A 16,695-nucleotide genomic window follows, 5' to 3' on the forward strand; every position below is an offset into this window, starting at 1 on the left:
CAAAAGCCCCGGAGGATTACTCCAGGGCTTGATCGATACGCAGAGTGACTGCGTCTTCGGCACCGACCGTCACTGTCGCCAAGCGGCCTTCATGACTGCCCTGCATCACATTGCCATCCGGTGACAAGCGGGCAATCAACTCGACCTGCTGGCCCGGTTCCAGACGCACTCCCGGCAACATGGCATCGGCATTGCCCAGTACAACATCAGCCGGCAACTCGTCCGGGTTGAAGCGGCGAGCCACCAACGGCATTGGTTGCCCCTGGGGATCACGTGCAAAAAGGAACACCACAGCTTCCTCGCTGACGTTCTCCAACAGATTGGCTGCCAGCTCCAGGCGCACACGAATCACCGCCTGCGGATCATCCTGTGGTCGTTCGCCCTCATCACCCCCCAGGCGTCGCTCAGCCCGCTCAATACCACCACGAATGGTCGCAGCACCCTCACTGTCTTCAGGCATACCGGCCAGCAAACGTGTCCAATATCCAATAGCCCCCGTGTAATCCCTTCCTTCAAACGCTGCGATGCCCATCAGCCCCAACGCCGTCGGCTCCTGTGCATCCAGCTCCAGAGCGCGATCCAGGGCCTCTACCGCCGCGGCATCAAGTTGATTGCCTGCGGCGAAGTAGCGTGCCTGAGCCAACTGTGCCAGTACTTCGGGACGTTCACCCACTCGCTCCAGACTGTTGCCGAAGGCAGCTGCAGCCATCTCCGGCTGCTGAGCGCTCATGTAGGCGCGTCCAAGCATGTACCAGGCTTCACCATTTTGCGGCTGCACGCGCACGATGCGCTCCATGCGCTCAATATATTCCGGCAAGCTCTGGGTCGCGGACGTCTGCTGCAACTCGCGCTGCAAGGCCAGCCCCTCCGGATTTCCCCACAGGGTATAGAGCCAGACTACCGCTACCGGAAGCAGCAAGGCAGGCACCAGCAGTTGCCACCACCCGCCTCGCTTGCGAGGACGCACACCAGTATCGGCATTCGCCGTATCTTCCAGCAGCAGCCGACTGGCTTCCTGTTGCGCCTGTTCCTGCTGTTCGGCAGTGATGTCGCCTTGTTCCCGCTGAGCTGTCAACTCGGCGACCCGCTCTTCATACAAGGCCACATTCAGTGCAGTGCGGTCCACCGTCTTCTGCTGCCGGGTACGCCACAACGGCCAGATCAGCGTGAGCATGCCGACAAGGATCAACAGAGCACTCAATAACCAGAAATCAATCATCAGACGCTCGCTTCTTCAACAGGGATTGCAATCGTTGCTGGTCATCGTCGCTCAAGTCATGTACTTCCCCGGCCAACGCCTTGCGCCGGCGACGGACCATGACGCCGAGGATGGCAAAACCAGCCAGCAAGAGCACCCCAGGACCAATCCACAGCACCAGTGTCTGGGCATTGAGCGGCGGGCGGTAGCGGACAAAATCACCATAGCGCTGGACCATGTAGTCAGTGATCTCGCTATCGCTTTTATCCTCTTGCAGCAGACGGTAAACCTCACGGCGCAGATCAGCGGCAATCGGTGCATCCGAGTCAGCAATATTCTGGTTCTGACACATCGGGCAGCGCAGCTCCTGACCCAGCTGATAGTAGCGCTGCCGCTGCTCTTCGCTGTCAAACTCGAAGGTATCGACCGCCGCCTGAGCGAACCAGGCCAGGAGCGTGAATACGGCAACCAGAAGAAAACGCATCATTGCTCCTCCAGCAGCGCGTAGTAACGCGGTCCCAGCTCGTTTTCCCAGACACGGTCATCAACTACGCCAATGAACTTGTAACGAATCACCCCTTCAGCATCAATCAGAAAGGTTTCGGGGGCGCCGTAAACGCCCAGCTCAATCCCCAGACGACCGTCCTTGTCGGCTACATTTTGCTGGTAGGGGTCGTGAAAATCCTGCAACCATTTGCGCGCTGCAGCATTGTCATCCTTGTAGTTGATGCCGTGAATCACCACGCCGTCGCGGGCCAGCCGGTTGAGGTAGGGGTGCTCCACCCGGCAGGCCACACACCACGTACCCCAGACATTGACCAGAGCGGGGCCTTCAAGGTCCGCCGCTGTCAGCAAGCGCTCATCGTCTTCGACCGCTGGCAGACTGAATGCAGGGAGCGGCTTGCCGATAAGTGCCGAGGGCAAGGCATCGTCATCGACAAACAACCCCTTGAACAGGAAAACCGACATCAACAGAAAGACCGCCAATGGCAGCAACATCAATCCTCTATGCATCAGCTTGCTCCAGTTTTGCACTTTGGCTACGGGCCCGGCGTGCTTTCAAACGATAGCGCTTGTCGGTCGCGGCCAACAGGCCACCAAAGACCATGAGCAGACCACCCAGCCAGATCCAGCGCACAAAGGGTTTGATGTGTACCCGCATGGCCCAGGCATCGTTACCCAGTGGCTCACCCATGGCAACAAACAGATCGCGAGTAAAGCCGGCATGGATCGCTGCCTCGGTCATCATCTGGTTCTGCACGGTAAACAGGCGTTTTTCCGGACGCATCTGGGTAATTCGACGCTCGCCCTTGTAGACATTGATAATCGCCACATCCGACTGCCAGTTGGAACTGACCCTCGGCTGGATGCCTTCGTATTCAAAGCGATAACCACCCAGCTCCACCGACTCGCCCGGCGCCATGCGTAAATCGCGCTGACTGTCGAACAAACTGGCGCCAACCACGCCGACCGCGCACACCGCCATACCGATATGCGCCAGGGTCATCCCCCAATAACTGCGCGGCAAGCCGCGCAAGCCAGGCCACCACCCCTTGTGGCGGGTCTTGTTGTGTATATCCTTGAGACTCAATCCGACTACCCAGATCACCAGCAACATCAGACTGCCGATAGCAAAGTAGTGATCGCCTACCCACAGCGCCATGGCAATCGCGCCAATGGCGGACAACACAAGCACCCATTTGATCTGCCCCCACAGCCAGCGTAGTGGAGTCTCTTTCCAGCGACTGAGCATACCAATGCCCATGGCGGCCATCAGCAGTGCCATCAAAGGCACGAAAAGCGCATTGTAATAGGGCGGCCCGACAGAAACGATCGCCCCGGTCATGGCATCCAGCACCAGTGGGTACAGAGTGCCGAGCAGCACCATGAGCGTTGCCACTACCAGGATCACGTTGTTGACCAGCAGAAAGGTTTCCCGTGACCACAAATCAAAACCGATCCGGCTCTTCACCACTGGCGCGCGCAGGGCATACAACAGCAGGGAGCCTCCGACCACCACCAGCAGGAAACCAAGGATGAAGACCCCGCGTTCCGGGTCTGTGGCAAAGGCGTGTACTGACGTCAGCACCCCCGAGCGCACCAGAAAGGTCCCCAGCAGGCTGAGTGAGAAGGCCGCAATGGCCAACAGTACGGTCCAGCTCTTGAATACCCCGCGCTTCTCGGTAACCGCCAGTGAATGCAGCAGTGCCGTACCGACCAGCCAGGGCATGAAGGATGCATTTTCCACCGGATCCCAGAACCACCACCCTCCCCAGCCAAGCTCGTAATAGGCCCACCAGGAACCGAGAATAATGCCCAGCGAGAGAAAGGCCCAGGCTGCCAGCGTCCACGGTCGCGACCAGCGCGCCCAGGCCGCATCCAGGCGGCCACCCAGGAGCGCAGCAATCGCAAAGGCAAAGGCCACCGAGAAACCGACATAGCCCATGTACAGCGTCGGCGGATGCACGATCAGGCCAAAGTCCTGCAACAAGGGATTGAGATCGTTGCCATCGGCCGGGTGGAAAGGCAGTTGACGATCGAAAGGATTGGAGGTCATCAGCGTGAACAGCAGAAAGCCACAACCAATCATACCCATCACCGCGAGTACCCGGCTGAGCATCTCATCGGGCAAATCACGCGAGAATACCGCAACGGCAAACCCCCACCCGGTCAGCATCAAGGCCCACAGCACAAGTGAACCTTCATGCCCGGCCCAGACGGCGCTGAGCTGGTAATACCAGGGCAAGGCCGAATTGGAGTTGAGGGCGACATAGGTCACGCTGAAGTCATCGGTCAGAAAGGCATAGGTCAGGCACACATAGGCAAGCAGCACAAACAGCAGCTGCCCTGCCGCCGCCGGTCGGGCAAAATTCATCGCCAGACTGTCACCGCGCCAGGCTCCGTACAAGGGAATAATCGATTGCAATACGGCAATCACCAGAGCAATGATCAGCGCGACCTGACCCAGTTCAGGAATCATGCAGCCTCCAACATCAGTATGAATAGCCGGACGAGGATTCTTGCTCGCCAGCCTTGGACTCGTTCACTCGTTCCATGGCACGCTCCATCGCCTGGGCGACTTCCGGCGGCATGTACTCTTCGTCGTGCTTGGCCAGGACCTCATCAGCAATCAGGACCCGGTCCGCATTCAATCGACCCAGTGCAACGATACCCTGCCCCTCGCGGAACAGGTCCGGCAGAATACCATCGAAGCTCACCGTCACCGACCGCTCGCCATCAGTCAGATCGAAGGCTACATTCAAATCCGTTTGTGATCGCACCACACTGCCGTCCACCACCATGCCACCGGCGCGAATGCGCGTATCCAGCGGTGCCCCACCTTCGGCAATCTCGGTCGGGGTGTAGAACAGGTTGATATTCTGGCTCAATGCGGCCAGCGCCAGGGCTACGGCGATACCCACGCCGGCCAGAATCAACAAAACAATCGACAGTCGTTTCTTGCGAACCGGATGCATTACATCTCCTCCCGGCGGCGACGCCGTGCTGTTTCTTTGATCAGGCGCTTGCGCGCCAGCCAGGGCTGCACCACATTCAAGGCCAGTATCGCCAGGGTGATGACATAGGATGCCCAGACATAAGGCCCATGCCCATCCATGGCAAAAAATTCGCTCAGACCACTCATGACAAACGCTCCAGCTCGGCTTGTGCCCAGCGGGTTTTCGATTCACGACGCAGCACTTCATTGCGCATGCGCATCAACAAACACACCGTAAACAGGGTGTAGAACCCCAGCACCGCCAGCAATAATGGCAACCACATCTCGGCCGGCATGGCCGGTTTTTCAGTCAGTTTGAAGGTCGCCGGCTGATGCAGGGTGTTCCACCAGTTGACCGAGTATTTGATGATCGGAATATTGATCACCCCGACGATAGCCAGCACGGCAGTGGCCTTGGCCGCAGTGTCGCGATTGCTGATCGCTTGCGATAGCGCAATTACGCCAAAGTACAGGAACAGCAGAATCAACATTGACGTCAGCCGCGCATCCCAGACCCAGTAAGTCCCCCAGGTCGGTTTCCCCCAGATGGCACCGGTCAACAGCGCGACAAAGGTCATCCAGGCTCCGAAGGGCGCAGCACAACGCAGCGCCACGTCAGCCAGTTTCATCCGCCACACCAGGGTTACAATGCCGCAGGCAGCCAGCATGATATAGACCGATTGCGCAACAAAAGCTGCGGGGACGTGGATATAGATAATCCGGAAACTGTTGCCCTGCTGATAATCTTCAGGCGCATACAACAAGCCCCAGACGAGCCCGATAGTCAGCAGCAAGGCACTGGCTACGGCAAACCAGGGCAACCAGCGGCCGCTGATGTCGTAAAACCATCTGGGCGAACCCAGCTTGTGAAAAAACGTCCAGTTCATGCGTCAGACACTCGTTTCAGGAGTTGAAAACTCTAGGATCATTCGGCTACCCCGATCCGCAACCCGGCAGCAATCGCAAAGGGCGCCAGGGTCAACGCCAATACTGCCAGGCAACCCAGCCAGAGCAGATAACCGGCAACCGGCAAACCCTGCATGGCAGCTTCCACCGCGCCAGTACCCAGAATCAGCACCGGAATGTACAGGGGCAGAATCAACAGTGCCAGCAAAACTCCGCCACCGCCTTTGAGGCCGACCGTCAGAGCGGCTCCAACCGCACCGAGCAGACTCAGGACCGGCGTACCCAGCAGCAGCGTCAGACACAATACCGGCACCACGGCCAGCGGTAACGACAGCATCAGGGCAAAGACCGGCGCCAGCAGGACCAGGGCCAGACCCGATATCAGCCAGTGATGAACCACCTTGATCAACACCATCAGTGCCAGCGGATATGGCGACAATACCCACTGTTCCAGTGAGCCATCCTCGTAGTCACTACGAAACAGGCCATCCAGAGACAGCAAGGTCGCCAACAAGGCGGCCACCCAGACCACTCCCGGGGCCATTATCTGCAAGGTACCCGGCTCCGGCCCGACCGCCAGCGGAAACAGGCTGATCACAATGGCGAAAAATATCAGCGGATTGAGCATCTCACCCGGACGACGCCAGGCCAGACGCCACTCGCGGCAGAACAGTAACCAGAGCACACGTCCCATCAGGTCACCCGCTGCAAGTCAAGCTGGCGCACCTGTGGCAGGTGCTCCAGGCTGTGATGGGTCGTCAGGATGACGCAGCCACCCGCCTCCGCATGTGCCAGGACATGACGCTCGAGGCTGGCTACACCATCACGGTCAATGGCCGTAAAGGGTTCGTCCAGTATCCATACCGGATGCGCCTGCAAATACAGGCGGGCCAGGGCTACTCGACGTTTCTGGCCGGCCGATAGCTGGTGGCATGGTACATCTTCGAATCCACGCAGGCCCAGATTTTCCAGTGCCTGCCAGATAGCTTCGCGGCTGACCGGCGTGTTCAGCGCACATAGCCAGGCCAGATTCTCTTCCGGTGTCAGGCTCGCCTTGACCGCTGGTTCATGACCGATAAACAAGCGCTCACGCTGCCAGCGCTCACGACCAGTCGGGGTATACACCGAAGCATCGCCATAACGCACATCCCCTTCCAGTGCCGGCATCAAGCCGGCCAGAATGCGCAACAGGCTGGTTTTACCAGTACCATTGGGTCCGATCACCTGCAGGATGTCGCCGGATTGCAGCGCAAAATCCATACCGCTGAACAGCAGGCGCTCATCCCGCTCGCAGGTCAGATTGTGGACTGTGATCGACTGTGCTTGCACCTTGACCCCGTTAATGATCCCATCGAACTGATGAGCAAAGCGCCAGCGACCGCTATACTTCCAGGCAACTTTACTGGTCGGCGCGTGAAATTGCGCTAACCCCTTAATTTATGGGACTCATTATACATACAGCCCCTTTTACAGTGGCCATGATTTACATCAACTTGTGACAATATGAGCTCAGATTTCAGCTTGCCGCCACTGCCGCCACAAACCCCGGGGCCCATACCTGCGGGCACTTCCGCGCGTCCGAGCGACAGCCTCGCGGTCGCCCTGCAACTCATGCGTCCGATTGCCGCAGGATTGCTTGGTGCTCAAGCCGCCCAGGCTGAAGTCGTCAAAAGCCAACCAACCAGCAACGGTCAATTCGAGTTGATGCTGCGTGTCGTGGTGCAAGACAATCGCGGGGAACGCAACCTGCAGCTGCCTGTGCTGAGCCCTCGTCCCCTGCCGGAAGGCAGCCAGCTGAATCTGCAGCAAGTGAATCCGAACCGGCTCATGGCAATTCTCACTCCGGCGCTACCCGCTGCCGGCACAGAAACCATCACCCGACTGGATCCACAACGTTTTCCACCCAACAGCCAGGTACAGGCGCGGGTAATCCAGCAGCAACCTGTGGTTACCAACAACCAGACAACCTATGCGGTACAGGCACGCATCACCAGCGAACAGGCCAGTGGTCAATTACTCAACCTGAACAGCACCCGTCCAGTTGCCGTCGGGAGTCTGATCACGGCGTCAGTCGGTCAGCAAGGTGAGTTGCGTGTGGCTGCGCTACCTGATCAGCAACGTCAGCTGCTGGTCTTGCAAGGGCTGCGTGACACCCTGCAACGTCAGGCCACGGCGGAACCGCTGCTCCAGCGAGCAGACCAGCTGGCCCAGCCCGCAGCGCCGAACAGCCAGACGCTGACACCCCCGCTGCATACCGCCATCCGCCAGGTATTGCAGTACATCAGCACGACGCAGCAGCTAAGTACCGAAAGCGGCGTTGCCCGCGCATTGCGTGACAGCGGCGTATTTATGGAAGCCGGGTTGCAGCGCCTGACCCAGGCCTTGCAACAGAGCACTGCAACCGTCTCTACCGACAGCCGTACCCCGCAAAACAATGCAGAAACGGTGCGCTTGCCCGAACTCAAGGCATTGCTGCCCCTGCTTGGAAAACTGGCCAGCAGCAGCGAACCACCACCGGGCAGCGACCTGAAAAGCGGCTTGCTTCAGCTACTGGTCACCCTGCAGCAACATTTGCCGCCGGGTGGCATGCGCAACCTGTTGCAAGCCGGCAGCCCCTGGCAGGCACCACCAATGGTCAAACCCGGCCTGTTTCCGCTGCCTACCCGAGTCCTCCAGCAACTGGGCAATACGTCGGACCTCGGCAGCCTCCTGCGCCTGACCGCAGCCTTGCTGTCACGCATTCAGCACCATCAATTGCAGAGTGTGGGGCAAACCCAGAGTTTTGCCGATGGCAGCAGCCAGACGGTATGGCAACTGGAACTCCCCGTTCGGGACGGCCAGCAATTCAGCCATGTACAGATGCGTATTCAACGCGATGAAGAAGCGGCAAAGAAAAAAAACCAGGACGCCGCCTCCCCCCAATGGGAAGTGCGCCTGGCCTTCAGCCTGGAGCAGTTGGGCCCGCTGCAGGTTATTACCCGTCTGCACAAGGAAACGGTCAGCAGCCAGTTCTGGGCCGAGCAACCCGATACCCTGCAACTGGTCAGGCAGGAGCTGGACTACTTGCGCCAGCGTCTGGAAAGCCAGGGACTGGCGGTCGGCAAGCTGAGCTCGCACCGCGGCAGCCCACCGGAACCTGAACAACTGGTGCAACAACGCTGGATTGACGAGGTAACCTGATGGCTGAATCCACCACCCGGGAAGCCGTTGCCCTGGTTTATGACGGCGAAACCACCCCAACTCTCAGCGCCAAAGGCGAAGCCGAGATAGCTGAACAGATCATCGCCCTGGCGATGGAATATGAAGTACCCATCTATCAGAATGCTGACCTGGTTCAGGTACTGGCGCGCATGGAACTGGGCGACCAGATTCCAGCGGAACTGTACCGGACGATTGCCGAAATCATTGCCTTTGCCTGGTATCTCAAAGGCAAGGCGCCAGAGGGTTTCGTGCCGCCGGAAGCAGACCAGACGGATGTTGACGACGCAGAATAAGCGGGTCTTTGTTGATCAGGCAGAGGGCTTGCGGACGGCGTGCAACTTGAGCACCAATTCGGCTTCTGCACGGGACAACCCGCATGCCTGCGTCAGATCTTCCATGCTGGCCCCCATACCCACCAGACGGGCAGCCTGATTGTAGGGCAGGGTTTGCGGGTCCTGCTGCTCGACCTGCTGCTGCCGGTCATGCAGACGCTTGAGTTGCTCGCGTAGCACATTGAGCTCTTCCCCCATACCGACCGTACCCTGGCGGAAACCACTCAGATCACGAGTCAGCTGCTCGACGCGCTGCTCCAACCGGGCATGCCGGGTATCAATCTTAAGCAGACGACGGCGCAGGACAATGGCCAGCAGCACCAGAGCAGCTACCAGCACGCCCAGTCCAAGTCCTACCAGCAGCATTGCCCAGGGCGCCATCATGGCATCAGAATCCTTGCAGCTCGGCCCACTCTTCTTCACTCATCATCTTTTCCAGGTCCACCAGAATCAGCAACTCATTGTTCTTGTTGCAGACACCCTGGATGAACTTGGCCGACTCATCGGTACCCACATTGGGCGCAGTTTCGATTTCGGACTGGCGCAGATAAACCACTTCCGCCACGCTGTCGACCAGAATGCCGACCACCTGCTTGTCGGCCTCGATAATCACAATACGGGTATTATCGGTTACCGGCGCCGAAGACAGCCCGAAGCGCAAGCGGGTATCAATCACCGTCACCACGTTGCCACGCAGGTTGATGATTCCCATGACATAAGAAGGCGCGCCAGGGACCGGAGCAATTTCGGTATGCCGCAATACTTCCTGCACCTGCATCACATTGATGCCATAGGTTTCGTTGTCGAGGCGGAAAGTCACCCACTGCAGGATCGGATCTTCCGCACTCTGATTGTTGTCATTTTTCATCGTTATACTTCCCGCTCCAGGTTATGCGTTCATCCTAATGCGCCGGCGCAGGCTTGTCACCGCCTGTCTGCTGGCCATGCTGGCTAATCAGGCGGGCCAATGCCGAAACATCCAGCAAAGCGCACATATGTTCAATCACGGTACCTGCCAGCCAGGGACGTTTACCTTGCTGGGAACGCCACTTGACCTGTTCCGCCGTCAGCCTGATGGACTGACTGACGTCATGTACCGCCATACCCCAGTCGTATCCCTCAACAGAGATCACGAACTGCAGACGGTCCTGCAACTCCTCACGATAGCGCTCGGGCATCACCCAGCGCGCTGTATCCAGCACCTTCAGGTTGCCAGCCGGGGTCGGCAGGATGCCAAGAAACCAGTCCGGCTGCCCAAAGAGTGGCGTAATCTCGCTGTCCAGTGGGTAGATACTGCCCAGGGACACCAGCGGGACTGCCAGCGTCAGACCACCGACGTCAAACAGCAAGGCCTCGAACTCACCTTCACGCCAGGCTTCGTGCACAGCAGCTGCTGGTACCGGAGCCTCCTCCGGTGCAACCGTCTCGACGACGGCCTGACTCTCGATCGCCTTGTGCACGACCAGGGGAGCCGGCGGAGGGGCAACCGGTAGCGTTGGCTCAGCACTTTCCTGCAGCGCGACAGCTGCTTCTTGCAACAAATCATCCAGATAATGCTGCAGAGTCTGTTCCGGTATGTACTCCTGTACCGGGAGACGTTTACTCATGTGTAATGTGCCTTGTTGATCATGTCTGCTTCCTGTATCGGCCGTGAACGCATGGACATTAGCCTGACTCATGCTACCGCCACCTTGCCGGACAGCGACTGGGCGAGCAAATAGCGCAACAGAGCACGATAAGCCAGAACGCCACGGGCAGAGGCGTCCAGTTGCGAAGGCACGACGCCAGCCAGGCTGGCATCCCTCAGCTTGGTATCAATCGGGATAAACGCTTGCCAGAGATGATTGCCATAATCCAGACGCAAGGTTCGCAAGGTGCTCACCGAAGCCTGGGTACGACGGTCAAACAGGGTGGGCACGATAGTGAAAGGCAAGGCCTGCTTGCGCGATCGATTGACCATATTCAGTGTATGAACCATGCGCTCCAGGCCCTTCAGGGCAAGAAACTCGGTTTGTACCGGAATCACCAGTTGCTCGCAGGCAGCAAGCGCGTTGATCATCGATACCCCCAGGAGAGGGGGACTGTCGATCAGCACAAAGTCAAAACGGTCCCACAATTGCGCCAACGCACGCGACAGCACCAGACCAAAACCACCCTGGCTCGCTGACTGGCGCTCCAGCGTAGCCAATGAGGTACTCGACGGCATCAGGCTGATGCGTTCATGCGAGGTGGCCAGCAACAAGGCTTCCGCCAGCCCGTCAGGTACCTGGCCCTGATGCTGAAACAGATTGAATACGCTGCTGGTCAGGCTGTCAGGATCATGCCCGAAATAGCTGGTCATCGAGCCATGCGGGTCCAGATCAACCACCAGCACACGCTGCCCCTGATCAGCCAGCAAGCCGGCCAGGGCGACAGCTGTCGTGGTTTTGCCCACCCCACCCTTCTGATTGGCTACTGCCCAGACTCTCATTACACCCCTCCGCGAGTCATGTGCCTTGCCTGCAGTGCAGGCACACAACGAAATTTTGACGCCTGACAGGATCAGACGCAGCTATACAGAATTAATTAGCAGAAGTCGTGCCAGTTTGCGACCTGGCTTCGCGCATTGAGTCGATAGGGTCCGCTTCGTTATCGAACGGGGTATGCCGCTGATCGGTAAAGCGTGACACCAGTAGCACCACCCGACGATTCGCGCGCCGACCGGCGGCGGTGGTGTTGTCTGCCACTGGCTTGTGCTCACCGTAGCCGACTGCAGCCAGCCGCTGGGGATCGACGCCACCATTGGTCAGCATACGCACGACACTGGCTGCCCTGGCCGCAGACAACTCCCAATTGGTCGGATACTGACGCGAATTGATGGGCAGATTATCGGTAAAGCCTTCCACATGAATCGGGTTCTGATACGGTGCCAGAATGTCGGCTATACGATCGATCAGAGTGAATGCAGCATCCAGCGGCAAAGCGTCCGCACTGGGGAAAAGCAGGCTTGAGTTGAGTTCAATTTCGATCCACAACTCATTGCCGCGCACCTCCAGATCGCCGGCGCTGATCAGATCACCGAAAGCCGAACGCAGCGACTGGGAGATATCTTCCAGTGCGTCCTGGCCCTCGCCATCACCACGACCACTGGCCGCAAATTCGCTGGAACTACTGATACCACGCGGCACTTCTTCTCCGATCTGGATCGGCTGGATGGATCGCTGCGGGGTATTGAACGCTCCCACCAGCGTATCCGACAAAACCTTGTACTTGCCTTCATTGACCGAAGAGATGGAATACATGACAACGAAAAAGGCAAACAGCAAGGTAATGAAGTCAGCATAGGAAACCAGCCAGCGTTCATGGTTCTCATGCTCGGGCTGCATTCGACGACGCATGGCCTACTCCAGGAAGCCCTCGAGCTTCATTTCGATGGCGCGTGGATTTTCGCCTTCGGCAATTGAGAGCAGCCCTTCCAGCAGCATTTCACGGTAGCGTGATTGCTGCATGACGACCGCCTTGAGCTTGTTGGCTACCGGCAGCAGAAACAGGTTGGCCAGAGCCACACCATAAATGGTCGCCACGAAAGCGACTGCAATCCCGCTACCCAGCGCTGACGGGTCAGCCAGATTGCCCATCACGTGAATCAGCCCCATCACCGCCCCGATAATACCGATGGTCGGCGAATATCCACCCATACTTTCGTAAACCTTGGCCGCCATCAGATCACGGCTTTCCTGGGTGATAATGTCCACTTCCAGGATGCTGCGCAAGGCCTCCGGTTCGTTACCATCCACCAACAGATGCAGCCCCTTGCGGACAAAGGGGTCCGGTTCCAGATCGGCCAGACTTTCCAGCCCGAGCAAGCCCTCCTTACGGGCCGTAGTACTCCATTCGATGATGCGCGCGATACCTTCCTGCAAACGCTGCTGGGGTGGCACAAAAATCCAGCGTGCGATGGTCAGCGCGCGTTTGAAGATGGGCAAAGGCGTCTGAATAAAGGAAGCACCCAGAGTCCCGCCGATAACAATAATCGCCGCCGGGCCATTGAGCAGAGCGCCGAGATGCCCACCCTCAAGATAATTGCCCCCAATAATGGCCACAAAAGCCAGAATGACGCCAATTATGCTGAGGATATCCATCAGCCCAGCTCCGCCAGATAACGGCCGATATCATCCAGACTGTAAATACCATCGGCCAGGTTGGCCTTGGCAATAGCCATCGGCATCCCGTAAATCACGCAACTGGCCTCATCCTGCGCCCAGATCTGACTGCCCGCCTGTTTGAGCATGCGCGCACCTTCACGACCATCAGCGCCCATACCGGTAAGGACGACCGCCAGCACCTTGTCCTGAAAGGCCTTGGCAGCCGAACCAAAAGTGACATCGACACACGGCTTGTAATTCAACCGTTCGTCACCCGGCAGTATGCGTACCGTACCACGACCATCCACCATCATCTGTTTGCCACCGGGTGCCAACAAGGCTGTTCCGACACGCAATATATCGCCGTCCTCGGCTTCCTTGACGCGAATCCTGCAAAGCTTGTCGAGACGCTCGGCAAAGGCCTTGGTAAAGGCTGCCGGCATATGCTGCACCAATAGCAGCGGGGCCGGAAAACTGGCCGGCAATTGCGTCAGTACTTTCTGCAGGGCCACCGGGCCACCGGTCGAGGTGCCAATGGCAACCAGCTTGTATTGGCGTTTGCGTGGTGGTGGGCTGCTGGCCTGCCGAGGCGCTGCCGGGGCGTCTCGGCGGGGGGCAGCGGGCTCATTCAGCGGCCTGCGCAAGCCTGCTGCTGGCGCCGGGGTGGCTGCTGTGCTGCGGCTGGGGCCACTCAGACCCAGCGAATGCCGGTTGGTCCGTGCCAGGGTATGTACCCGCTCACAAAGCAGCTGCCGTACCTTGTCCGGGTTGCGCGAAATGTCTTCAAAATTCTTTGGCAGGTAATCGGCTGCACCGGCTTCCAGCGCATCCAGGCTGACGCGGGCACCTTCGTAAGTCAATGAAGAGAACATCAGCACTGGCGTAGGGAAGCGCTGCATGATTTCCTTGACCGCAGTAATGCCGTCCATCACCGGCATTTCATAATCCATGGTGATAACGTCAGGCCGCAGTGACTGGACCTTTTCGATTGCTTCCTTGCCATTGGTGGCCGTGCCGACAACCTCAATCTGCACGTCACCGGCGAGAATTTCCGTTACCCGGCGGCGGAAGAATCCAGAGTCATCCACCACCAGCACCTTAACCGCCATACTGTCTCCCAATCACTATGCTGGGCTTGTGTAGCCCGCGCCCTGACAATCCCGATTTATTCCGGAGCAAACCTACCGGCGGGCACAGCAACGTCAGCCACGACGTGCATAGCGCTTGAGCAGGCCCGGAATATCCAGAATCAGGGCAATTCGTCCATCCCCGGTAATAGTTGCTCCAGCCATACCAGCCGTGCCATGGAGCATTCGACCCAGGGGTTTGATCACCACTTCTTCCTGACCTACCAGTTGATCAACCACAAAGCCGACCTTCTGTGTTCCCACGGACACTATTACCACACTGGCTGCCGAATTGTCCGAGGTATCTTCCACCCCTGGCAGCAACCAGCGCTTGAGGTAGAACAGCGGCAGTGTCTTGTCACGTACGATAATGACTTCCTGACCATCGACGACATTGGTGCGTGACAGATCCAGGCTGTATATCTCGTTGACATTGACCAACGGCAAGGCAAACGCCTGGTCAGCCAGCATGATCATCAGGGTCGGCATGATTGCCAGTGTCAAGGGTACCTTGATGGCAATCCGCGAGCCTTTGCCCTTGGTCGACTCGATATTGATGGTACCGTTGAGCTGGGAAATCTTGGTTTTGACCACATCCATACCGACGCCCCGGCCGGACACATCGGATATTTCCGTCTTGGTCGAGAAGCCCGGAGCCAGAATCAGATTGAAGCATTCATTCTCGCTCAGGCGCTCGGCGGCATCCTTGTCCATCATGCCCTTCTCAACCGCCTTGGCACGCAGCACATCCGCATCCATACCGCGACCATCGTCAGTGATGGTCAACAGAATCTGATCGCCTTCCTGTTCAGCGGCCAGCACCACTTTACCGGTGCGCGGCTTACCCGCCTGCTCACGCTCATCAGGCATTTCAATACCATGATCGACCGAGTTGCGCACAAGGTGGACCAAGGGATCAGCCAACGCCTCAACCAGGTTCTTGTCCAGATCGGTTTCTTCACCAATCAGTTCCAGGTTGATTTCCTTTTTCAGGTTGCGCGCCAGGTCCCGCACCACACGCGGGAAGCGGCCGAATACTTTCTTGATCGGCTGCATGCGCGTTTTCATCACCGAACTTTGCAAGTCGGCAGTGACCACATCCAGATTGCTGACCGCTTTGCTCAATTCTTCGTCATTATTGCTGTCACCCAGGCGCACCAGTCGATTACGCACCAGCACCAGCTCACCGACCATATTCATGATCTCATCCAGCCGCGCGGTATCCACGCGCACGGTGGCGTCAACCGGAGCCGGCTCATTTCCACCGTTACCCCCCGCCGACTTGGCGGCAGGCTTGGCAGCCGGTTTTTTCTCGGCAGCAGGTGACGCTGCTTTGGCTGCGGCTTTGGGGGCCGCCTTGGCAGGTGGCTCAGTTTTTTCCGCAGGCTTGGCGGCTGCAGGCGGCGGAGCTGCACCCGCTGGCGCACCTTCGACACCGGGGCCCTTGCCTTTGCCGTGCAATTGATCGAGCAAGGCTTCGAACTCATCATCACTGATGTCGTCTCCGGCCTTCTCACCTGCCGGGCTGCCCGCCGCCTCGGCGTCAGCTGCGACGCCCGGGGCCTTGCCGCTGCCGTGCAATTCATCCAGCAGCGCTTCGAATTCATCTTCGGAAATATCATCTCCGCTGCTCGCTGGAGCAGCTTCGGCAGCTTTCAGTGCCGGGGCCTTGCCTGGCCCGTGCAACTGATCCAGCAGCGCTTCGAATTCATCATCAGTGATTTCATCACTGTCAGCCGACCCCTCTGCCGCAGGCGCTTCCGGGGCATCAGTGGCAGTACTTCCACCGGGTTCATGCAAGGCATCCAGCAACTGCTCGAACTCGTCGTCAGTTATATCGCCTTCAGGCGTTGCGTCCGGGCTTGTGGGTGCCGTTTCCGGCTCGGCACTGGCGGGCGGTTCCGGCGCCGCATCCGCCGACTCAGGCTGAGCCAGTACTGCCAGTGCGGCCAGGAGTTCAGGATCAGCCGGGGTCGGCTCAGTACGTTCACGCACTTCATCGAACATGCTGTTGACGCTATCCAGCGCTTGCAACACCACATCCATGAGTTCCGAGGTGACCTGACGCTCGCCTTTTCGCAAAATATCAAAGACGTTCTCGGCAATATGGCAACAACCGACCAGAGCATCGAGCTGCAGGAATCCAGCACCACCTTTTACGGTATGGAAGCCGCGAAAGATAGCATTGAGCAAATCCGTATCGTCCGGACGATTTTCCAGTTCAACCAGTTGCTCGGACAACTGTTCGAGGATTTCACCCGCCTCGACCAGAAAGTCCTGGAGGATTTCCTCGTCCGCATCGAAACTCATG

General features: G+C 58.4%; 19 protein-coding genes. 2 read left to right on the plus strand and 17 right to left on the minus strand.

Annotation, left to right across the window (positions count from 1 at the left end; translation table 11 throughout):
* Positions 1–16 precede the first annotated feature (16 nt).
* Genes ccmI through ccmA form a run of 9 tightly spaced genes read right to left on the minus strand, consistent with a single transcriptional unit; the run spans position 17 to position 6,929 of the window.
* The gene (gene ccmI / locus BLU07_RS09295) at positions 17–1,219 is read right to left on the minus strand and encodes a c-type cytochrome biogenesis protein CcmI (RefSeq protein ID WP_092386276.1); all 1,203 of its coding nucleotides are present in this window, start codon (positions 1,217–1,219) and stop codon (positions 17–19) included.
* Positions 1,212–1,685 carry a cytochrome c-type biogenesis protein gene (locus BLU07_RS09300; protein ID WP_092386278.1) on the minus strand — a complete coding sequence of 158 codons (474 nt, stop codon included), beginning with the start codon at positions 1,683–1,685 and terminating at the stop codon, positions 1,212–1,214. Before BLU07_RS09300 ends, ccmI begins: the two co-directional genes overlap by 8 nt.
* Positions 1,682–2,212 (minus strand): DsbE family thiol:disulfide interchange protein, encoded by a 531-nt coding sequence (locus tag BLU07_RS09305; RefSeq protein WP_092386280.1) that lies wholly within the window; start codon positions 2,210–2,212, stop codon positions 1,682–1,684. The genes BLU07_RS09300 and BLU07_RS09305 overlap by 4 nt, the downstream gene beginning before the upstream one ends.
* Positions 2,205–4,178 (minus strand): heme lyase CcmF/NrfE family subunit, encoded by a 1,974-nt coding sequence (locus BLU07_RS09310; RefSeq protein WP_092386282.1) that lies wholly within the window; start codon positions 4,176–4,178, stop codon positions 2,205–2,207. Before BLU07_RS09310 ends, BLU07_RS09305 begins: the two co-directional genes overlap by 8 nt.
* 13 nt (positions 4,179–4,191) lie before the next feature.
* Positions 4,192–4,674 carry a cytochrome c maturation protein CcmE gene (gene ccmE, locus BLU07_RS09315; protein WP_092386284.1) on the minus strand — a complete coding sequence of 161 codons (483 nt, stop codon included), beginning with the start codon at positions 4,672–4,674 and terminating at the stop codon, positions 4,192–4,194.
* Positions 4,674–4,841 (minus strand): heme exporter protein CcmD, encoded by a 168-nt coding sequence (ccmD, locus tag BLU07_RS09320; RefSeq protein ID WP_092386286.1) that lies wholly within the window; start codon positions 4,839–4,841, stop codon positions 4,674–4,676. The genes ccmE and ccmD overlap by 1 nt, the downstream gene beginning before the upstream one ends.
* Positions 4,838–5,581: a heme ABC transporter permease gene (locus tag BLU07_RS09325; RefSeq protein WP_092386288.1), complete on the minus strand. Its 744-nt coding sequence runs from the start codon at positions 5,579–5,581 to the stop codon at positions 4,838–4,840. Before BLU07_RS09325 ends, ccmD begins: the two co-directional genes overlap by 4 nt.
* Positions 5,582–5,619: 38 nt before the next feature.
* Complete coding sequence (gene ccmB, locus BLU07_RS09330) at positions 5,620–6,294, minus strand: heme exporter protein CcmB (protein WP_092386290.1); 675 nt, start codon at positions 6,292–6,294, stop codon at positions 5,620–5,622.
* Positions 6,294–6,929, minus strand: coding sequence for a cytochrome c biogenesis heme-transporting ATPase CcmA (gene ccmA, locus BLU07_RS09335; protein ID WP_092386292.1), 636 nt, complete (start codon positions 6,927–6,929; stop codon positions 6,294–6,296). The genes ccmB and ccmA overlap by 1 nt, the downstream gene beginning before the upstream one ends.
* A gap of 174 nt (positions 6,930–7,103) precedes the next feature.
* On the opposite strand from ccmA, the gene fliK reads away from it, so the two are divergent.
* Both fliK and BLU07_RS09345 read left to right on the plus strand, forming a co-directional pair.
* A complete protein-coding gene (gene fliK, locus BLU07_RS09340; protein ID WP_092386294.1) occupies positions 7,104–8,780 on the plus strand; it encodes a flagellar hook-length control protein FliK in 1,677 nt (558 codons plus the stop codon).
* On the plus strand, positions 8,780–9,094 hold the full coding sequence (locus BLU07_RS09345) for an EscU/YscU/HrcU family type III secretion system export apparatus switch protein (RefSeq protein WP_092386296.1): 315 nt from the start codon (positions 8,780–8,782) through the stop codon (positions 9,092–9,094). Before fliK ends, BLU07_RS09345 begins: the two co-directional genes overlap by 1 nt.
* Before the next feature lie 15 nt (positions 9,095–9,109).
* Here the strand turns inward: BLU07_RS09345 and BLU07_RS09350 are convergent, their stop codons facing one another.
* The 8 genes from BLU07_RS09350 to BLU07_RS09385 all read right to left on the minus strand — a co-directional run bounded on the left by BLU07_RS09350 (position 9,110) and on the right by BLU07_RS09385 (position 16,694).
* A complete protein-coding gene (locus BLU07_RS09350) occupies positions 9,110–9,517 on the minus strand; it encodes a DUF2802 domain-containing protein (RefSeq protein WP_092386298.1) in 408 nt (135 codons plus the stop codon).
* 4 nt (positions 9,518–9,521) lie between these two features.
* A complete protein-coding gene (locus BLU07_RS09355) occupies positions 9,522–10,001 on the minus strand; it encodes a chemotaxis protein CheW (protein WP_092386300.1) in 480 nt (159 codons plus the stop codon).
* Between the two features lie 34 nt (positions 10,002–10,035).
* Positions 10,036–10,740, minus strand: a complete 705-nt coding sequence (locus BLU07_RS09360) for a CheW domain-containing protein (protein ID WP_092386302.1) — start codon at positions 10,738–10,740, stop codon at positions 10,036–10,038.
* Between the two features lie 68 nt (positions 10,741–10,808).
* On the minus strand, positions 10,809–11,603 hold the full coding sequence (locus tag BLU07_RS09365; RefSeq protein ID WP_092386304.1) for a ParA family protein: 795 nt from the start codon (positions 11,601–11,603) through the stop codon (positions 10,809–10,811).
* 91 nt (positions 11,604–11,694) lie between these two features.
* Positions 11,695–12,510 (minus strand): flagellar motor protein MotD, encoded by an 816-nt coding sequence (gene motD, locus BLU07_RS09370; protein WP_092386306.1) that lies wholly within the window; start codon positions 12,508–12,510, stop codon positions 11,695–11,697.
* A gap of 3 nt (positions 12,511–12,513) precedes the next feature.
* The gene (locus BLU07_RS09375) at positions 12,514–13,254 is read right to left on the minus strand and encodes a flagellar motor protein (RefSeq protein ID WP_092386308.1); all 741 of its coding nucleotides are present in this window, start codon (positions 13,252–13,254) and stop codon (positions 12,514–12,516) included.
* Positions 13,254–14,366 (minus strand): protein-glutamate methylesterase/protein-glutamine glutaminase, encoded by a 1,113-nt coding sequence (locus BLU07_RS09380; RefSeq protein WP_092386310.1) that lies wholly within the window; start codon positions 14,364–14,366, stop codon positions 13,254–13,256. Before BLU07_RS09380 ends, BLU07_RS09375 begins: the two co-directional genes overlap by 1 nt.
* A 93-nt stretch (positions 14,367–14,459) precedes the next feature.
* On the minus strand, positions 14,460–16,694 hold the full coding sequence (locus BLU07_RS09385) for a chemotaxis protein CheA (protein ID WP_092386312.1): 2,235 nt from the start codon (positions 16,692–16,694) through the stop codon (positions 14,460–14,462).
* Position 16,695 lies beyond the last annotated feature (1 nt).

Origin of the sequence: Halopseudomonas salegens (assembly GCF_900105655.1) — a bacterium.
Taxonomy (GTDB): Bacteria; Pseudomonadota; Gammaproteobacteria; order Pseudomonadales; family Pseudomonadaceae; genus Halopseudomonas; species Halopseudomonas salegens.

Bases quoted from the DNA above. Each gene is read 5' to 3' on its own strand.
- BLU07_RS09360 (WP_092386302.1), bottom strand. From the start codon at position 10,740: ATGAGTAAACGTCTCCCGGTACAGGAGTACATACCGGAACAGACTCTG.
- ccmI (WP_092386276.1), bottom strand. From the start codon at position 1,219: ATGATTGATTTCTGGTTATTGAGTGCTCTGTTGATCCTTGTCGGCATG.
- BLU07_RS09355 (WP_092386300.1), bottom strand. From the start codon at position 10,001: ATGAAAAATGACAACAATCAGAGTGCGGAAGATCCGATCCTGCAGTGG.
- BLU07_RS09310 (WP_092386282.1), bottom strand. From the start codon at position 4,178: ATGATTCCTGAACTGGGTCAGGTCGCGCTGATCATTGCTCTGGTGATT.
- BLU07_RS09380 (WP_092386310.1), bottom strand. From the start codon at position 14,366: ATGGCGGTTAAGGTGCTGGTGGTGGATGACTCTGGATTCTTCCGCCGC.
- BLU07_RS09365 (WP_092386304.1), bottom strand. From the start codon at position 11,603: ATGAGAGTCTGGGCAGTAGCCAATCAGAAGGGTGGGGTGGGCAAAACC.
- ccmB (WP_092386290.1), bottom strand. From the start codon at position 6,294: ATGGGACGTGTGCTCTGGTTACTGTTCTGCCGCGAGTGGCGTCTGGCC.
- BLU07_RS09325 (WP_092386288.1), bottom strand. From the start codon at position 5,581: ATGAACTGGACGTTTTTTCACAAGCTGGGTTCGCCCAGATGGTTTTAC.
- fliK (WP_092386294.1), top strand. From the start codon at position 7,104: ATGAGCTCAGATTTCAGCTTGCCGCCACTGCCGCCACAAACCCCGGGG.
- BLU07_RS09345 (WP_092386296.1), top strand. From the start codon at position 8,780: ATGGCTGAATCCACCACCCGGGAAGCCGTTGCCCTGGTTTATGACGGC.
- motD (WP_092386306.1), bottom strand. From the start codon at position 12,510: ATGCGTCGTCGAATGCAGCCCGAGCATGAGAACCATGAACGCTGGCTG.
- BLU07_RS09385 (WP_092386312.1), bottom strand. From the start codon at position 16,694: ATGAGTTTCGATGCGGACGAGGAAATCCTCCAGGACTTTCTGGTCGAG.
- BLU07_RS09300 (WP_092386278.1), bottom strand. From the start codon at position 1,685: ATGATGCGTTTTCTTCTGGTTGCCGTATTCACGCTCCTGGCCTGGTTC.
- BLU07_RS09305 (WP_092386280.1), bottom strand. From the start codon at position 2,212: ATGCATAGAGGATTGATGTTGCTGCCATTGGCGGTCTTTCTGTTGATG.
- BLU07_RS09375 (WP_092386308.1), bottom strand. From the start codon at position 13,254: ATGGATATCCTCAGCATAATTGGCGTCATTCTGGCTTTTGTGGCCATT.
- ccmD (WP_092386286.1), bottom strand. From the start codon at position 4,841: ATGAGTGGTCTGAGCGAATTTTTTGCCATGGATGGGCATGGGCCTTAT.
- ccmE (WP_092386284.1), bottom strand. From the start codon at position 4,674: ATGCATCCGGTTCGCAAGAAACGACTGTCGATTGTTTTGTTGATTCTG.
- BLU07_RS09350 (WP_092386298.1), bottom strand. From the start codon at position 9,517: ATGATGGCGCCCTGGGCAATGCTGCTGGTAGGACTTGGACTGGGCGTG.